The sequence below is a fragment of the Paraburkholderia sp. CHISQ3 genome, assembly GCF_030464945.1.
Taxonomy (GTDB): Bacteria; Pseudomonadota; Gammaproteobacteria; order Burkholderiales; family Burkholderiaceae; genus Paraburkholderia; species Paraburkholderia megapolitana.
In genome coordinates this window covers 363,123-378,529 of the sequence record NZ_JALPRG010000004.1, presented here as the reverse complement: position 1 = coordinate 378,529, position 15,407 = coordinate 363,123, and the positions used below count along the sequence as shown (strand labels likewise).

At 64.5% G+C, this 15,407-nt stretch carries 14 protein-coding genes; 8 read left to right on the top strand and 6 right to left on the bottom strand.

All coding sequences use genetic code 11. The annotated features are described in order from the left end of the window. Positions 1-326 precede the first annotated feature (326 nt). Positions 327-1,940, bottom strand: coding sequence for a DEAD/DEAH box helicase (locus M0D65_RS11590; RefSeq protein ID WP_266252790.1), 1,614 nt, complete (start codon positions 1,938-1,940; stop codon positions 327-329). 407 nt (positions 1,941-2,347) lie between these two features. Continuing rightward, positions 2,348-2,617 carry an acyl-CoA-binding protein gene (locus M0D65_RS11585; protein WP_266252789.1) on the bottom strand — a complete coding sequence of 90 codons (270 nt, stop codon included), beginning with the start codon at positions 2,615-2,617 and terminating at the stop codon, positions 2,348-2,350. Positions 2,618-2,769: 152 nt separating this feature from the next. On the opposite strand from M0D65_RS11585, the gene tsaB reads away from it, so the two are divergent. From tsaB to M0D65_RS11565, 4 genes are all read left to right on the top strand, one after another. After that, positions 2,770-3,609: a tRNA (adenosine(37)-N6)-threonylcarbamoyltransferase complex dimerization subunit type 1 TsaB gene (gene tsaB, locus M0D65_RS11580; protein ID WP_266252788.1), complete on the top strand. Its 840-nt coding sequence runs from the start codon at positions 2,770-2,772 to the stop codon at positions 3,607-3,609. Further along, the gene (rimI, locus tag M0D65_RS11575) at positions 3,606-4,100 is read left to right on the top strand and encodes a ribosomal protein S18-alanine N-acetyltransferase (RefSeq protein ID WP_091013940.1); all 495 of its coding nucleotides are present in this window, start codon (positions 3,606-3,608) and stop codon (positions 4,098-4,100) included. The genes tsaB and rimI overlap by 4 nt, the downstream gene beginning before the upstream one ends. After that, the gene (locus M0D65_RS11570) at positions 4,087-5,154 is read left to right on the top strand and encodes a uracil-DNA glycosylase family protein (protein ID WP_266252787.1); all 1,068 of its coding nucleotides are present in this window, start codon (positions 4,087-4,089) and stop codon (positions 5,152-5,154) included. Before rimI ends, M0D65_RS11570 begins: the two co-directional genes overlap by 14 nt. Before the next feature lie 65 nt (positions 5,155-5,219). Next, a complete protein-coding gene (locus tag M0D65_RS11565; protein ID WP_266252957.1) occupies positions 5,220-6,227 on the top strand; it encodes a DUF1853 family protein in 1,008 nt (335 codons plus the stop codon). Positions 6,228-6,327: 100 nt separating this feature from the next. On the opposite strand, the gene thiD is transcribed toward M0D65_RS11565, so the two are convergent. Both thiD and lplT read right to left on the bottom strand, forming a co-directional pair. After that, positions 6,328-7,134: a bifunctional hydroxymethylpyrimidine kinase/phosphomethylpyrimidine kinase gene (gene thiD / locus M0D65_RS11560; RefSeq protein WP_266252786.1), complete on the bottom strand. Its 807-nt coding sequence runs from the start codon at positions 7,132-7,134 to the stop codon at positions 6,328-6,330. A gap of 97 nt (positions 7,135-7,231) precedes the next feature. Beyond that, complete coding sequence (gene lplT / locus M0D65_RS11555) at positions 7,232-8,539, bottom strand: lysophospholipid transporter LplT (RefSeq protein WP_091013927.1); 1,308 nt, start codon at positions 8,537-8,539, stop codon at positions 7,232-7,234. 219 nt (positions 8,540-8,758) lie between these two features. Between lplT and alr the strand changes: the two genes are divergently transcribed. The 3 genes from alr (at position 8,759) to M0D65_RS11540 (ending at position 11,651) form a co-directional block, all read left to right on the top strand. Further along, a complete protein-coding gene (alr, locus tag M0D65_RS11550) occupies positions 8,759-9,829 on the top strand; it encodes an alanine racemase (RefSeq protein ID WP_266252785.1) in 1,071 nt (356 codons plus the stop codon). Between the two features lie 50 nt (positions 9,830-9,879). After that, on the top strand, positions 9,880-11,256 hold the full coding sequence (gene radA / locus M0D65_RS11545; protein WP_096716661.1) for a DNA repair protein RadA: 1,377 nt from the start codon (positions 9,880-9,882) through the stop codon (positions 11,254-11,256). A gap of 131 nt (positions 11,257-11,387) precedes the next feature. After that, positions 11,388-11,651 carry a DUF2866 domain-containing protein gene (locus tag M0D65_RS11540; RefSeq protein ID WP_177228292.1) on the top strand — a complete coding sequence of 88 codons (264 nt, stop codon included), beginning with the start codon at positions 11,388-11,390 and terminating at the stop codon, positions 11,649-11,651. A gap of 27 nt (positions 11,652-11,678) precedes the next feature. On the opposite strand, the gene M0D65_RS11535 is transcribed toward M0D65_RS11540, so the two are convergent. Together M0D65_RS11535 and M0D65_RS11530 are read right to left on the bottom strand one after the other, a co-directional pair. Next, positions 11,679-12,713, bottom strand: a complete 1,035-nt coding sequence (locus M0D65_RS11535; RefSeq protein WP_266252784.1) for a CaiB/BaiF CoA-transferase family protein — start codon at positions 12,711-12,713, stop codon at positions 11,679-11,681. Between the two features lie 98 nt (positions 12,714-12,811). Next, positions 12,812-14,743, bottom strand: coding sequence for an ATP-binding cassette domain-containing protein (locus M0D65_RS11530; protein WP_266252783.1), 1,932 nt, complete (start codon positions 14,741-14,743; stop codon positions 12,812-12,814). A 154-nt stretch (positions 14,744-14,897) separates the two neighbouring features. Here M0D65_RS11530 and M0D65_RS11525 point away from each other — a divergent pair, with 154 nt between their 5' ends. Then, the gene (locus M0D65_RS11525) at positions 14,898-15,389 is read left to right on the top strand and encodes a glutathione peroxidase (RefSeq protein ID WP_266252782.1); all 492 of its coding nucleotides are present in this window, start codon (positions 14,898-14,900) and stop codon (positions 15,387-15,389) included. Positions 15,390-15,407 lie beyond the last annotated feature (18 nt).

The window sequence follows — 15,407 nt, the reverse complement described above, 5'->3', positions numbered from 1 at the left end:
GAGGGCGTTTTGTTTCGTGAAGTCTTATATAAGAGTCTAGGCAAATCACCTGATCCGGGACAGCGCCAGGAAGCGCTTTTTCGCGCATTTTTAATCGAGATAAATCAATGTGTTATGAATTTTATTTCACATTGAGAAAAGACATTTTCCATCTCGCAATCGCCCCTCTTGTGCCACGCAACACGATTTTTCACGGATCAAAAAAATTTTCCACATTGTGAAATGCGCGCGGAGGCGAAAAAAAACCGGCGCAGGAGCACCGGTTCTTCTTTTGGCAGGGGCGCAACGGCGGTAGGTTGTCGTCGCGCTAACCCGCTAGAGACTGCTTAGCTGCCGCGTCGTGCGGTGCGCGGACCGTCGCTGCGGCGTGCGCCGTAGCCGCCGTCTCGCGAGCCGCCATAGCCTTCGCGCGAGCCGCTACCCGAGGGCTTGCTGCCCCAGCTGTTGCCGCTACCGGTGCGTGCACCGGCGGTGCTGCCAGCCGGCTTGCTGCTGCCGCTACCGAAACGACGACCGCTGCCATTGGTGCTGCCGCCCGGACGGCCACGGCCGCCAAAGCCGGGGCGGCCGCCGCCGGCCGGAGCCGACTTGCGCGGTTCGAACCCGACGATGACGTTGACGGCCAGCGTCGTGCGCACGAAACGCTCGATGCGCTTCAGCGCGCCTTGTTCAGCGTGATGCACGAGGCTCACGGCGATACCCGAGCGACCTGCACGGCCGGTACGGCCGATACGGTGCACGTAGTCTTCAGCGAACTTCGGCAGATCGTAGTTGAACACGTGCGTGATGCCGGGGATGTCGATCCCGCGGGCTGCCACATCGGTGGCGACCAGCACGCGTACACGGCGTTCGCGCAGCGCGCGGATCGTGCGGTTACGTGCGCCTTGCGGCAGATCGCCATGCAGTGCCGCCGATTCGAAACCGGCGTCGGCAAGTCGTCCTGCCAATTGATCGGCTTCGCTCTTGGTGGCCGTGAATACGATGGCCTGGTCAAGACCTTCAGCGCGCAACAAATGATCGAGCAGACGATCCTTGTGATCGCGGTCGTCCACGTAATGCACGGTTTGCGCGATGTTCGTGGCCGATTCCAGACGCTGGACGATCTCGATACGTTCCGGGCTCTTCAGCAGACGGCTGGTCAGCGAGGTGATCTTGCCGTCGAGCGTGGCCGAGAACAACATGGTCTGACGCGACGCCGGGGTAGCGGCGACGATCGTTTCGATGTCTTCGATGAAGCCCATGTCGAGCATGCGGTCGGCTTCGTCGAGCACGAGGATCTGCAGTTGCGACAGATCGATGCGGCCGCGTTCCAGGTGATCGATCAGGCGGCCCGGCGTAGCCACGAGGATTTCGGGGTTCTTCGCCAGCAGCATCAACTGCTGGCCGTAGGCGACACCGCCGAGAATGCTGACGGTGCGCAGGCGCTTCAGGTGCTTGCCGTACGTCGTAGCGGCAGTCGTGACCTGCATCGCGAGTTCGCGCGTCGGCGTGAGGACCAGCAGGCTCGGACGGGCGACCGGTTGCGGACGGCGCGTGCGGCGATCGGCGCCTGCTGCGTCGCGCGGTTCACGCGGCTGGGCCGCCTGGGTTTTTTGCAACTGCGCGAAACGTTCGATGGCGGGCAGCATGAAGGCTGCCGTCTTGCCGGAACCGGTCGGGCTCGAGACCATCAGGTCGCGGCCGGCGATTGCGGCGGGAATGGCGCGCTGCTGAACCGGCGTCGGGGTCTGGTAGCCGGCGGCGACCAGTGCCGAAACGATTTCCGGCGACAGGCCGAGCGAAGCGAACGTCGGACCTTCCGGCACGGCGGCCGGGGCGACAGCCTCAGCTGCGATCGGCGCTACAACCGGGGTGGTGAGTTCAGCTGCGACTGGCGCGTCGATGCCGAGAGCTTCGTTGGCGATGGCGGTCAGCGGGCTGGAATTATTGCTCGAAGTCATGAGAATCCTTGAAACACAGGGAATAAAACGTCGGCGCCAATCGGCATACCCAAGTCGTCGGATTCAGCGAGCAAAGAAGCAGCGAGCAAATCAAAAAACGGGGGCAACTTGCCTGCGTACGGCAAGTTTTTCGTTAGAAGCTGTATCGGATGCGACACGCCGTTCCGGCATTGTCGCCAGCCTGGTACATGACGGCCCGGAGGGCCTAAGCAGGAGGGGACAGGTTCTAAACTGGATTGGAGCTAAACGCAACTAGGCGCTGCACGGCCAGGTCCGGTAATTCGCTCAACTGCGAGCCAGACAGAGAAAGTGAAGCGCAGGCCGCATTATAAAGGAGTTTGCTGCACTGCGCCAGATTATCGCGAAATCGTAAGTAATGGGCCGGCTGGGCGGCCCTGCGGGCGGTCTCAGGTGGCCGTACCGCTCTTCAGGGACTCGACCACTTCGACGTACTGCTGCTTCGCGGCGTCCTGCGAGGTGCCTTTCAGCGCGCCCCACGCGTCGTATTTGTACTTGCCGACGATATCGGTGAAGCCGGGCTTGTCGCCGTGCACGTCGCCGTCGGTGGCCTGCTTGAACAGTGCATACAGACGCAGCAGCGTCAGGTTGCCCGGACGTTCGGTCAGTTGCTTTACATCTTCCTGGGCTTGCGCGAACAGCGCGTTGACGTCGCTCATCGATTTCTCCGTGGCATTTCAATCAAGATAAGGCCGACGATCATAACAAGCGCGGCCCGGCGGCGGCTGGAGCGATTCTTCCAAACCAGCCGGGCCGCGCGCCGGTACGGCAGGCATCCGGCGATTCAAGGCGCCGCATTACAATAGCGGCCATGACTCGAACTGTGCTGCTTGCCCTCGATACGTCGACCGAATTCTGTTCGGTCGCGTTGCTGTCCGCCTTCACGGCGTCTGTTACCCCTACCGGTACTTCAACTTCCTCCGATCCGCTCATCTGGGTGCGCCACGAAGCGACCGGCGCGGTGTCCAGTGCGCGGCTTTTGCCGGCCATCCGCGAGCTGTTCGAGGAGGCGGGGCTAGCGCTTTCCGCCTGCGATGCGATTGCGTTCGGTGCCGGGCCGGGCTCGTTTACCGGTTTGCGGACCGCGACCGGCGTCGCGCAGGGCCTCGCGTTTGGGCTTGACCGGCCGGTGGTGCCGGTCAGCACCTTGCTCGCCTGCGCGGAGAGTGCGCGTTCGCGCGATCCATCGGCGGCGCGCGTGCTCGTGGCGCTCGATGCGCGCATGGACGAGGTCTATTGGGCCGACTACGCGTGGGACGAAGCGCAGGGTGAATGGCGCACGGTGCATGCGGCATCGCTCGATGCACCCGGTCAGGTCGGCCTGCCCGATGCGCCGTTCACGCTCGCAGGGAATGCAGCCGCTGTGTTCGGCGTGCGTTTGCCGGCGCGCGACGCGGCGCGCGTGGTCGACGGTGCAGCGTTGCCGCACGCCGTGCCGGTCGCGTTCGCCGCGCTGCGCGCGTTTCGCGCCGGGCGCACCGTGCCGGCCGACCAGGCGGCACCCGAGTACGTGCGCAACAAGGTTGCGCAGACAACGGTTGAACGGATGGCGGCAAAAGCGGCGCAAGCCGCCGGAGCAACCGCGGTGCCGGTCTCTACTGAATCGGTCAGCGCGCAGCCGAAAGCCGTGCGAGGCGAGGGCACGCGATGAGCGGCGTGCTGCTCGCGGACCGCTACGTTTCGCCGATGACCGAGGGCGATCTGGACGAAGTCGCCGCCATCGAAAAAGTCGCCTATGAATTTCCGTGGAGCCGCGGTAATTTCGAGGATTCGCTGCGCAATGGGTACCTCGGCATTTGCCTGCGACATGTCACCGGTACGCTGCTCGGTTACTGCGTGCTGATGCCGGTCGTCGACGAGATGCATCTGTTGAACCTGTGCGTTGCGCCGGCTGCGCAAGGCGCGGGGGCGGGACTTACGTTGCTGCGCGAAGCGGTGCGTGTGACGCGCACGGAAAAGCTCGACGGCTTGCTGCTCGAAGTACGGCCGTCGAATCATCGGGCCATCCGGCTCTACGAGCGCTTCGGCTTTGCGACGATCGGCCGGCGCAAAAACTATTATCCGGCGCGTCATCGCGGCCGGGAGGACGCCATCGTGATGCGTTTTTCGTTTGCAGAGGAGGGCGCAGATGGCGCTGCATGAATCCGCGCTGGAAGAACTCGGGCTCGCGACCCAGTGGGTGAGGCGCGGGAGTGCGCCGACGGAGGCTGCTGCGTCTGCCGGGATGGGACGCGATAGTGCATCGACGGAACCTGCTGCGTCTGCCGGGTTGCGACGCGACAGTGCGTCGATTGAACGTGCGGTATCTGCCGGGACGATCGAGCCACAGGCGGGGCGCATCGCCGATGCGCCGGCCGTGGTCGTGGAGTCGCAGACAGGCACGCCGGCGCACGGTGCGAGCACCGGAAGCACGCGAAGCACCGACAAGGCATCGGACCGGCTGGACGCCCGCAACGTACGCAGCACGCCCGCTGCTTCGGCCCAAGCACCGCCGCCACCCGACGACGACTTCGCCTGGTTCGACGACCTGCCCTCGACGCCTCCGCAGCAACGAAAGCAGCAGCCCGGCACCAGCGACGCCAACCAGGCCAGTCAGGAAGAACCGGCGCAAGCCGCAGTCGCCACGCTCGACTGGGACGCATTGAGCGAGCGCGTATCCGCCTGCGAACGCTGCCGCCTTTGCGAAAAACGCACGAAGACCGTGTTCGGCGTCGGCGATCGCGAGGCCGACTGGATGCTGGTCGGCGAAGCACCCGGCGAGAACGAAGACCGCCAGGGCGAACCGTTCGTGGGTCAGGCCGGCAAGCTGCTCGACAACATGCTGCGCTCGCTCGATCTGGCGCGCGACAAGAACGTCTACATTGCCAACGTGATCAAGTGCCGGCCGCCCGGCAACCGCAATCCCGAGCCCGACGAAGTCGCGCGTTGCGAGCCGTATCTGCAGCGCCAGGTTGCGCTCGTCAAGCCGAAGCTGATCGTGGCGCTCGGCCGTTTCGCCGCGCAAAGCCTGTTGAAAACCGATGCGAGCATCTCGTCGCTGCGCGGCCGCGTGCATGCGTACGAGGGCGTGCCGGTCATCGTCACGTATCACCCGGCGTATCTGCTGCGCAGTCTGCACGACAAGGCGAAATCGTGGGCCGATCTGTGTCTCGCGCGCGATACCCTGGGTCGCGCGGCAGACCCGACGGAGCACTGATGGCGACGCCGGCACCAGTGGCCGGTCACGATGCGCGGCGCGACGCATGGGCGGATGCGTTCGACATGCTCACCGATCCGATGCTGCGCGATCTGGCCTGGCTGCTGCACAGTCCCTCGCTGCTGCGTGCGCAACTGCCCGTCGGCGTGCTGGCGCAACCGCTGGGCACGGCCGTTCAGGCGGCGCAGACGCTCGACTGGTTGCGCGCGCTCGACGCGGATGCGGGCGCTGCGGGTGCCGCGGGTGCCGCGGGTACATTGCATCGCGCGATCGCCGATGCACACGTCACACGTCTCGGCCGGTACGCCGAAACGCTGCTCGTATGGTTTCTGCAAAACGGACCGGTCGCGCTGCTCGTCGCGGCGAACATCGCGCTGCGGCGCGCGGGTGTCACGCTCGGCGAATGCGATTTTCTCGTCGAAACGAACGACGGCCGGCGGCTGCACTGGGAGCTGGCCGTGAAGTGCTATCTGCACGCCGGCGATGGTCGCGCATTGCTTGCCGACTATGTCGGCCCGAACCTGCAGGACCGCTTCGATCGCAAGCTCGCGCATCTGCTTGGGCATCAGTTGCCGCTCAGCGCGCGCGAGGAGTTCGCGTCGCTAGGGCATGTGGGACCGTGGGATGCGCAGATGCTGGTCAAGGGCTGGTTGTTCTACCGGCAGCAAGCCGATCAGCCGGTGGATGCGTATGAAAGATCGATCGTGCGGGGAGCAGGGGAAGAGGCAACAGACGAGGCAACAGACGAACCCGTCGAACTCGATCCGGCGCATCTGCGCGGCTGGTGGGCGACACGCACCGACTGGCCCGCTTTTGCCGCTGCGCATGCTCCGAAGTGGCGCGTGCTGCCGCGTCTCGAATGGCTTGCGCCGCGACGCTATCAGCCCGCCGAGCCGGCGGTTGCGGAAATGACCGACGCGGCGCAGCTCGCGCCGCGGCTGACCCAGCACACCGGGCCGACCATGGTGGCGGGGTTCGACGTCGATGGAAATGGGCGCTGGTGCGAACGGTCGCGCGGCTTCGTGGTGCCGGATACGTGGCCCGCACGTGCGCTGGTGTTTGCGCGCGAGTGACGGCGAACGATGGCGTGCGCGCGGGTGTCGGCAACGCAACGATCAGGCGGGCGTTACTGAAGTCGATCGAACCACGTGCGCCACGATTACAACGACGCGCTCACCACCACCGATAGAAGTGATGTACCGGCCCAACGCCGGAGCCGACATCGAGCTGATCGCTTGCCTGCAGTGCCCCCGTCAGATACGCCTTTGCTTCGGCGACTGCGCTCGCGAGGTCGTCGCGTTGCGCGACCAGTGCCGCAATCGAGGAAGACAGTGTGCAACCGGTGCCGTGCGTGTTTTTCACCGGCACCCGCGGACCGCCCAGCCGTAACGTGCCGCTCTCCTGTATCAGCCAGTCGGGACTGTCCGCTGCGGCGAGGTGACCGCCCTTCATCAACACCGCCTGTGCGCCCAGCGCGCGCAATGCTTCGCCCTGGCGAATCATGCCGGCTTCATCGGTAACGGCGGCTTCGCCAAGTAATGCCGCCGCTTCCGGCAGATTCGGCGTGACGAGGCTCGCGAGCGGCAGCAGTTCGTCGCGCACTGCGGCGACCGCATCGGCGGCGAGCAGCGCATGGTTGCTCTTCGAGATCATCACCGTATCGAGCACGATGTGCTTCGGCCGATAGCGCCGCAGCGCGTCGGCAACGGCGCGCGCAATCTGCGCGTTGGCGAGCATGCCGATCTTCACCGCATCGATGCGGATGTCGTCGAACACGGCATCGAGCTGTGTGGTGACGAAGCCCGCGTCGGGCGTATGAATGGCGGTGACACCGCGCGTATTCTGCGCGGTGAGCGCGGTAATGACGCTCGCACCGTAAGCACCGAGCGCCGAGAATGCCTTGAGATCCGCCTGGATGCCGGCGCCTCCGCCGGAGTCCGAGCCGGCGATGGTCAGGACGTTGGGAATCGCGTGTGTCATCGGAAAGCGTGAAATAAGAAGGGCCGGTGCGGACCGCACACTATGGCGGCGCTACAGGGCGGCGAGGGCGCGTGCCGCACACCGCCATGTAGAACTGTCAGTGGCGCATTTCGCCGATCAAGGCGACCGAGTCGAAGGCGCGCTGGTTCGCCTGGTGACGCCGCATCACAACCCACATCATCAGGCACACGAACGTGCCGAACAGCACGATCACGACCCCGACCGGCACGTCGAGCCAGACGAGCACCGCATACAGGCAGAGCATGACGAGCACCGAGAGGTTTTCGTTGAAGTTCTGCACCGCGATTGAGTGTCCCGCCGACAGCAGCACGTGCCCGCGATGTTGCAGCAGCGCGTTCATCGGCACGACAAAGAAGCCCGACAGCCCGCCGACCACCATCAGGAACAGATACGCGACGAGCAGGTAGCCCGGCACATGCATACGACCGAAATAGATGCCCCAGTGCTCGGGAAACAGATGCTTGGTATAGAACGCCATCAGCATCACCGCGATGCCCATGATGACGCCGACCGGCAGCACCGAGAGCGACTTCTTCAACGGCACCTTGGCTGCGGCGATCATCGCGCCTACGGCGACACCGACAGCGACGACCGCCTGCAAGATCGCAGCCTGTGACAGCGACATGTCGAGCGATACCTCGGCCCACTTCAGCACGATGAATTGCAACGTCGCGCCCGCGCCCCAGAAGAGCGTCGTGACGGCGAGTGAAATCTGCCCGAGCTTGTCGCGCCAGAGAATCGTGAAGCAGTCGGCGAAGTCGGTGATGAGCTTGATTGGCCCGCGCTCCTGGCGCGGGTAGCGGGCGCCGGTATCGGGAATGCCCAGATTGAACAGCGCAGCGATGATGTAGATGGAGATGATCACGAGCATCGCGGCTTCGGCGGGCGTGCCGATGCTCGCAGGGGTGTGCTTCATGACGTGCGCCGCGATGTGTGGGCTGATCAGCGCACCGCCAAGCACCGTACCGAGAATGATCGAGCCGACGGTCGTGCCTTCGATCCAGCCGTTCGCGGCGACGAGCCGGTCAGGCGGCAGCAGTTCGGTGAGTATGCCGTACTTGGCCGGCGAGTAAGCCGCGGCGCCGAAGCCGACTATGCCGTAGGCAATGAGCGGGTGCGCACCGAACAGCATCACGATGCAGCCGAGCACCTTGATCGTGTTGGTCACGAACATGACCCGGCCTTTGGGGCGGGAGTCGGCGAAGGCGCCCACGAAAGCCGCCAGCACGACGTACGACAGCACAAAGAACAACTTGAGCAGCGGCGTCATCCAGTTCGGGGCGTGGAGATCTTTCAGCAGTGCAATAGCAGCGATCAGAAGCGCATTGTCGGCCAGCGAAGAAAAAAACTGCGCGGCCATAATGGTGTAAAAACCTTTTTTCATCTGATGCGATGCTGTCCTCGCTGCGGTCCGTCCGCCCCGGACACGTGTTCTGCGTCCGGGCTTATTCCGTTCGAAATGGGTTGTGCGCACGGCTTTATAACATGAAAATACTCGCATTCGGACTAGCAAAATCCTTGATCGCACCGCCCAGCGGGCTCTCGACGCACTGAAAACGTCCAGTAAGCTGCTGATTCGCAAGCGTCTTTACGAAAATTTCTCATGCCGCGCCCCCTTCTTGCCACGATTCATACCGCTGCTCTCGCCAACAATCTCGCTGTCGCACGTCGTTATGCGCCGAAGTCGAAAATCTGGGCAGTCGTCAAAGCTAATGCGTATGGCCACGGTCTGGCGCGCGTGTTCCCCGGTTTGCGTGCAACCGACGGTTTTGGCCTGCTGGACCTCGAAGAAGCGGTGAAGTTGCGCGAGCTGGGCTGGGCGGGTCCGATCCTGCTGCTCGAGGGTTTTTTCCGTCCCACCGATATCGACGTGATCGACCGCTATAGCCTCACCACCGCGGTGCATTCCGACGAACAGATGCGCATGCTCGAAATGGCGCGCCTCTCTAAGCCAGTCAACATCCAGCTCAAGATGAACAGCGGCATGAATCGCCTCGGCTACACGCCCGAGCGATTCCGCAGCGCGTGGGAACGCGCGCGCGCGTGCCAGGGCGTGGGCCAGATCACGTTGATGACCCATTTCTCCGACGCCGACGCCGAGCGTGGCATCGCGCACCAGATGGCGGCCTTCGAGCGCGGCGCCGAAGGCATTGCCGGCGCGCGTAGCCTCGCGAATTCGGCGGCGACGCTGTGGCATCCCGAGGCGCATTTCGACTGGGTGCGCCCCGGCATCATCCTGTACGGCGGTTCGCCGACTGGCGTGCACAGCGACATTGCCGACACCGGCTTGCAGCCCGCCATGACGCTAGCCTCCGAATTGATCGCAGTGCAATCGCTCGGTGCGGGCCAGACGGTTGGGTACGGCTCGAGGTTTGCCGCGCAGGGGCCGATGCGCATCGGCGTGATCGCGTGCGGTTATGCGGACGGGTACCCGCGGCTCGCGCCCGAAGGCACGCCGGTCATCGTCGACGGGGTGCGCACGCAGGTGGTCGGCCGTGTATCGATGGACATGATTACCGTCGACCTCACGCCGTGCCCGAATGCCGGCGTCGGCTCGCGCGTCGAACTGTGGGGTACGGCGCTGTCGGTCGACGATGTCGCGCAGGCCGCCGGCACGATCGGCTACGAGCTGACGTGCGCGGTCGCGCAGCGCGTGCCGGTGCGCGCCGAATAAGCGCCGCGTGAGTTTCTTGCGGGGCATTGGGTCAGAAGATCGGAAGGCGCGTGGCTAAACAAAAAACGTTGTACACCTGCACCGAATGCGGCGGGCAGGCGCCCAAGTGGCAAGGACAATGTCCCGCGTGCGGGGCATGGAATACGCTGGTCGAAGGCGTCGCGGAGCAGGCCAGCACGCATCGCTTCCAGTCGCTCGCGAAGAATGCACCGGTGCAGCGTCTCGCAGATATCCAGGCATCGGATGTGCCGCGCTTTTCGACCGGTGTCGGCGAGTTCGATCGCGTGCTGGGTGGGGGGCTCGTGCCGGGCGGCGTGGTGCTGATCGGCGGCGATCCGGGCATCGGTAAATCGACATTGCTGCTGCAATCGCTTGCCGCAATCTCGAACGAGCGGCGCGCGCTGTATGTGAGCGGCGAAGAATCGGCGGCGCAGATTGCGCTGCGTGCACAGCGGCTGTCGCTGCTCGAAACTGACGTGCAGGCGAGCGAACTGATGCTGCTCGCCGAAATCCAGCTCGAAAAAATCCAGGCGACCATCGATGCCGAACGGCCCGACGTCGCTGTCATCGATTCGATCCAGACCATCTATTCCGAGGCGCTGACGTCCGCGCCGGGTTCGGTTGCGCAGGTGCGCGAATGCGCGGCGCAGCTCACGCGTATCGCCAAGCAATCGGGCACGGCGATCATCATGGTCGGCCACGTGACGAAAGAGGGCAACCTCGCTGGTCCGCGCGTGCTCGAACACATCGTCGACACCGTGCTGTATTTCGAAGGCGATACGCACTCGTCGTTCCGGCTCGTGCGCGCGTTCAAGAACCGCTTCGGCGCGGTGAACGAACTCGGCGTGTTCGCAATGACCGAGCGCGGCCTGCGCGGCGTCGCCAATCCGTCGGCGCTGTTCCTCTCGCAGCACGAACAGATCGTGCCCGGCTCGTGCGTGCTCGTGACGCAAGAGGGCACGCGGCCGCTGCTCGTCGAAGTGCAGGCACTGGTCGATTCGGCGAACGCGCCGAACCCGCGGCGTCTTGCGGTGGGACTCGAGCAGAACCGTCTCGCGATGCTGCTTGCAGTGCTGCATCGGCACGCCGGTATTGCCTGCTTCGATCAGGACGTGTTCCTGAATGCGGTAGGCGGCGTGAAGATCACCGAGCCCGCAGCCGACCTCGCGGTATTGCTCGCAATCCACTCGTCAATGCGTAACAAACCGCTACCGAAGGGCCTCGTCGTTTTCGGCGAAGTCGGGCTCGCGGGAGAAATCCGGCCGTCGCCGCGCGGTCAGGAGCGTCTGAAGGAAGCGGCGAAGCTCGGCTTCTCGATTGCGCTGATTCCAAAGGCGAATGCGCCGAAGCAGCCGATCGACGGGCTGCAGGTCATCGCGGTCGAGCGCATCGAACAGGCCATCGACCGGGTCCGCACACTCGAATAGCCGCGCGCCGCGGGTGTATGCGCGATGTAATCCGTCGTAAATATCGCGAGACGAACTGTAACCAAGCTGCTACACGTTTTCCCTATTCTGGCCGGGTGTGTAATCCCACCCGCAGCGGAAAGGATGACGTCTTGAAACAGCCTCATGAAACCGCGACCGATCGACTCGCGAGCCTGCGCGGCTGCCGGGTATCTCCGCCCATCCGGGCGCCGTGGGGCGGCGGCTGCCGGATCGTCGAGTGGATCGACGAAACCGGGCAGATCTCGCGCCGCGTGGTTGCGGAAGACGTGACCGCGGACCAGGTGCGGGCCACCATCCGCCAGCACGTGCAAGGGCGCAAGCACACGCTGATCGACGACGGGCCTTCCCAGCGGCAGACGTTGCCGCGGCGGTGAGCGGAGCGGTGAAGCTCTCGCTTCGCCTTACCCGGCATCCTTTGACGCTTCCTGCGCAAGCACCGGCGCAAACAACGGATGCCGTGCCGCTTCCGCCGCCGTCAACACCGGCGATACGCAGCAGTCGAGCGGCTCCAGCAACGTCACCCAGTCCTCCAGCGAATTGCCGGCAATGACCGCCGCGAGTTCCCGCGTCAGCGCGTGCGCATCGGGGCCGCCGATCGCCTGTCCGAGGCTCCAGTGCCGCGTTGCCCAGTCGGGCCGGCCGAGCGCAGTACACAACGTCTCCCAGAACTTCAGTTCGAGCGCACCGACCGCGAGCCACCTTCCATCGAGTGTGCGGTAAAGGTTGTAGCAGGGCACGCCGCCATTCAGCAGTCCACCGCCAGCGGGCGGCGCGGTGCCGTCGTTGGCGAGCGCGATCTGCGCCACGACGTTGTGCGCGTAGCTCGCATGCGTCATCGAGACGTCGACGAAACGCCCATCGCCGCCGCGTGCGACGTGCCACAGCGCTGCAAGTATCTGCGTGACCGCGCTCAGTGCACCGCCGAGCAGGTCGGCGATCTGGAAGTTCGGCAAGACGGGTGCGCCGTCGCGGTCCGCGAGCTGTTCGAGCACGCCCGCGTAGCCGATGTAGTTGAGATCGTGGCCCGCGTGCTGCGTGAACGGTCCTGTCGCCCCATAACCGCTGATCGCGCAATAGACGAGCTTGGGATTGAGCGCATGCAGCGCCTCGAAACCGACGCCCAGCCGGTCCATCACACCGGGCCGAAAACTTTCGATGAGCACATCCGCTTCGCGCGCCAGTGCGCACAGCACCGTGCGTCCCGCCTCCGACTTCAGATCGAGCCGCATCTCGCGTTTGCCGCGATTGACCAGGCGGTAGAACGCCCCGGGCCGACCTGCGGCGCGATCGCTTGAACTCTGCATCATCGTGCGCGTTGCATCGCCTTCGCCGGGCGCTTCGATCTTCAGCACTTCGGCGCCGAGTTCCGCGAGCCGCAACGTGGCAACGGGGCCGGGTAGCAGGCGCGTCAGATCGAGTACGCGCAGTCCTTGCAATGCGGGAGCAACCGTAGGTGAAGATGAGACAGACGAGTCAGGCGAAGCAGACAAGGCAAACCTCTCATCGATGCCGGCGCGGACCTCGCATGGTGCCGCTAGCCGATCTGTTCAAGTTCCTCGTGCGCACCGAGCCATTCGGCTTCGAGTGCGGCAAGGCGCGCATTCACTTCGGCCTGGCGACGGATCGAATCGGTCAGGCGGGTCTTGTGGGCAGGCTCGTAGCTGGCCGCGTCGGCGACGAATGCATCGAGCGTCGCGCGCTCCGCGTTGAGCGCGTCCATTTCCTTCTCGATCTTTGTGATGCGCGTCTGCAGCGGTTTTTTCAGGTGCGCCAGCTTCTGCCGCGTTTCCGCTTCGAGCCGCCGCTGTTCCTTGCGATTCGGCGCCGAGTCGCCGGCGTCCGGTTCCGCGTTACCGGCCTTCACTGCCGCGCGCTGTTCGGCCGCGTGTTGCAGCAGCCAGTCGCGGTAATCGTCGAGATCGCCGTCGAACGGTTGCAGCCGATGCTTTGCCACCAGCATGAACTGGTCGGTCGTCGCGCGCAGCAGATGCCGATCGTGCGACACGAGAATCAGCGTGCCCTCGAACTGCGCGAGCGCCATGGTCAGCGCGTGACGCGTTTCGAGGTCGAGGTGGTTGGTCGGTTCGTCGAGCAGCAGCAGATTCGGTTTCTGCCAGATGATCAACGCCAGCGCGAGGCGCGCCTTCTCGCCGCCCGAGAACGGCGCGATCCGTGCGCTCGCCATCTCGCCGGGAAAATTAAAACCGCCGAGGAAATCGCGCAATTCCTGTTCGCGCGTATCGGGCGCAAGCCGGGCGAGATGTTGCAGCGGCGTGTCGTCGGGGCGCAGCGTTTCGAGCTGATGCTGTGCGAAGTAGCCGATCCGCAGCCCTTTGCCTTCGCGCACGTCGCCGCCTAGCGGCGTCAGCGTGCCGGCCAGCGTCTTGATCAGCGTGGACTTGCCCTGGCCGTTTGCACCGAGCAGGCCGATGCGTTGACCGTTCTGGATCGACAGCGTGACCTGCCCGACGATCGGAATCTCGCTCCCATCGTCCGCGTGGTAGCCGCAGCGCACGTCTTCCATCACGAGCATCGGGTTCGGCGCGGAATCGGGCGTACGGAACTCGAACGTGAACGGCGACGACGCGTGAGCCGGCGCGATCAGCTCCATTCTTTCGAGCGCCTTCACGCGGCTCTGCGCCTGGCGCGCCTTCGTAGCCTTCGCCTTGAAGCGATCGACGAAACTCTGCAAGTGCTCGATGGTTTTGCGCTGTTTCTCGAACGCGCTCTGCTGCAGCGCGAGCTGTTGCGCGCGCAGGATTTCGAACTGCGAGTAGTTGCCGCCGTAACGCTTCACCTGCTGGTTCTCGAGATGCAGCGTGACGTCGCAGATCGAATCGAGGAATTCGCGATCGTGCGAGATCACGATCAGCGTGCCCGCATAACGATGCAGCCAGTCTTCGAGCCAGACGATCGCATCGAGGTCCAGGTGGTTCGTCGGTTCGTCGAGCAGCAGCAGATCGGACGGACACATCAGCGCCTGCGCGAGGTTCAGCCTCATGCGCCAGCCGCCCGAGAAACTGCTGACGGGTTCGCGCGTCTGGTCGAGCGTGAAACCGAGGCCGAGCAGCAGCGTCTCGGCGCGCGCGGGCGCGGTGTAGCCGTCTGCGTCGGCGAACGCGGCATGTGCGTCGGCTTCGGCGGCGCCGTCGTGTGCAGCCGATGCTGCGGCGATGCGCGCTTCAATCGAACGCAGGGCAGTGTCGCCGTCGAGCGTGTAGGCGAGCGCGGTCCGATCGACTGCGGGTGTTTCCTGGGCGACGTACGCGATGCGCCACGAGGGTGGCAGCGAGAAGTCGCCGGCATCCGCATGCAGTTCGCCGCGCAGCACGGCGAACAGGGTCGACTTGCCGGCGCCGTTCGCCCCGATCAGGCCGGCTTTCTCGCCGGGATTGAGAGTGAACGTGGTCTGGTCGAAGAGCGGCTTGGTGCCGCGGGCAAGGCTGAACTGAGTGAAGCGGATCACAGGAACGTCGGACCGGAGCGGAGAAAGTCGCTATTTTAGACTGTGCGGCGGTTGGGGAGTATGGCGTGGGCTGGCAAGCAGTTACCCGACAGTCTCAGCGGAACATTTCGCTTAGACTGTGCGCTTTCATCGCAGGACTTCAGGAGAGGACTTCATGGGAAAAAATACGGCATCGGTCTATGAGTTCTCGGCTCGCACGCTCGGCGGCGAGACGATCGGCCTCGAACAGTATCGCGGCAAGGTTCTGCTGATCGTCAACACGGCGAGCGAATGCGGCTTCACGCCGCAATACCAGGGCCTGCAGGCGCTGTACGGCGAATATGCGGAACGTGGACTCGAAGTGCTGGGCTTTCCGTGCAACCAGTTCGGCAAGCAGGAGCCCGGCGATGCGGCGCAGATCGGCAGCTTCTGTGAGCAGAAGTTCAGCGTGTCGTTTCCGATGTTCGACAAGATCGATGTGAACGGGGCGGGCGCGCATCCGCTGTACCGGTACTTGACGTCGGAGGCGCCGGGGTTGCTCGGCATCGGGGCGATCAAGTGGAACTTCACGAAGTTTCTGGTGGACCGCAGTGGTAACGTCATCAAGCGCTACGCGCCAGTGACGAAGCCAGAAGCAATCAAGGCCGATATCGAAAAGCTGCTGTAGCGAACGGCGCGGCGACAG

Coding starts and splice junctions, on each gene's coding strand:
- M0D65_RS11565 (WP_266252957.1), top strand. CDS start 5,220: ATGCTCACCGATCCGATGCTGCGCGATCTGGCCTGGCTGCTGCACAGT.
- M0D65_RS11525 (WP_266252782.1), top strand. CDS start 14,898: ATGGGAAAAAATACGGCATCGGTCTATGAGTTCTCGGCTCGCACGCTC.
- M0D65_RS11570 (WP_266252787.1), top strand. CDS start 4,087: ATGGCGCTGCATGAATCCGCGCTGGAAGAACTCGGGCTCGCGACCCAG.
- lplT (WP_091013927.1), bottom strand. CDS start 8,539: ATGAAAAAAGGTTTTTACACCATTATGGCCGCGCAGTTTTTTTCTTCG.
- alr (WP_266252785.1), top strand. CDS start 8,759: ATGCCGCGCCCCCTTCTTGCCACGATTCATACCGCTGCTCTCGCCAAC.
- tsaB (WP_266252788.1), top strand. CDS start 2,770: ATGACTCGAACTGTGCTGCTTGCCCTCGATACGTCGACCGAATTCTGT.
- thiD (WP_266252786.1), bottom strand. CDS start 7,134: ATGACACACGCGATTCCCAACGTCCTGACCATCGCCGGCTCGGACTCC.
- M0D65_RS11590 (WP_266252790.1), bottom strand. CDS start 1,940: ATGACTTCGAGCAATAATTCCAGCCCGCTGACCGCCATCGCCAACGAA.
- rimI (WP_091013940.1), top strand. CDS start 3,606: ATGAGCGGCGTGCTGCTCGCGGACCGCTACGTTTCGCCGATGACCGAG.
- M0D65_RS11585 (WP_266252789.1), bottom strand. CDS start 2,617: ATGAGCGACGTCAACGCGCTGTTCGCGCAAGCCCAGGAAGATGTAAAG.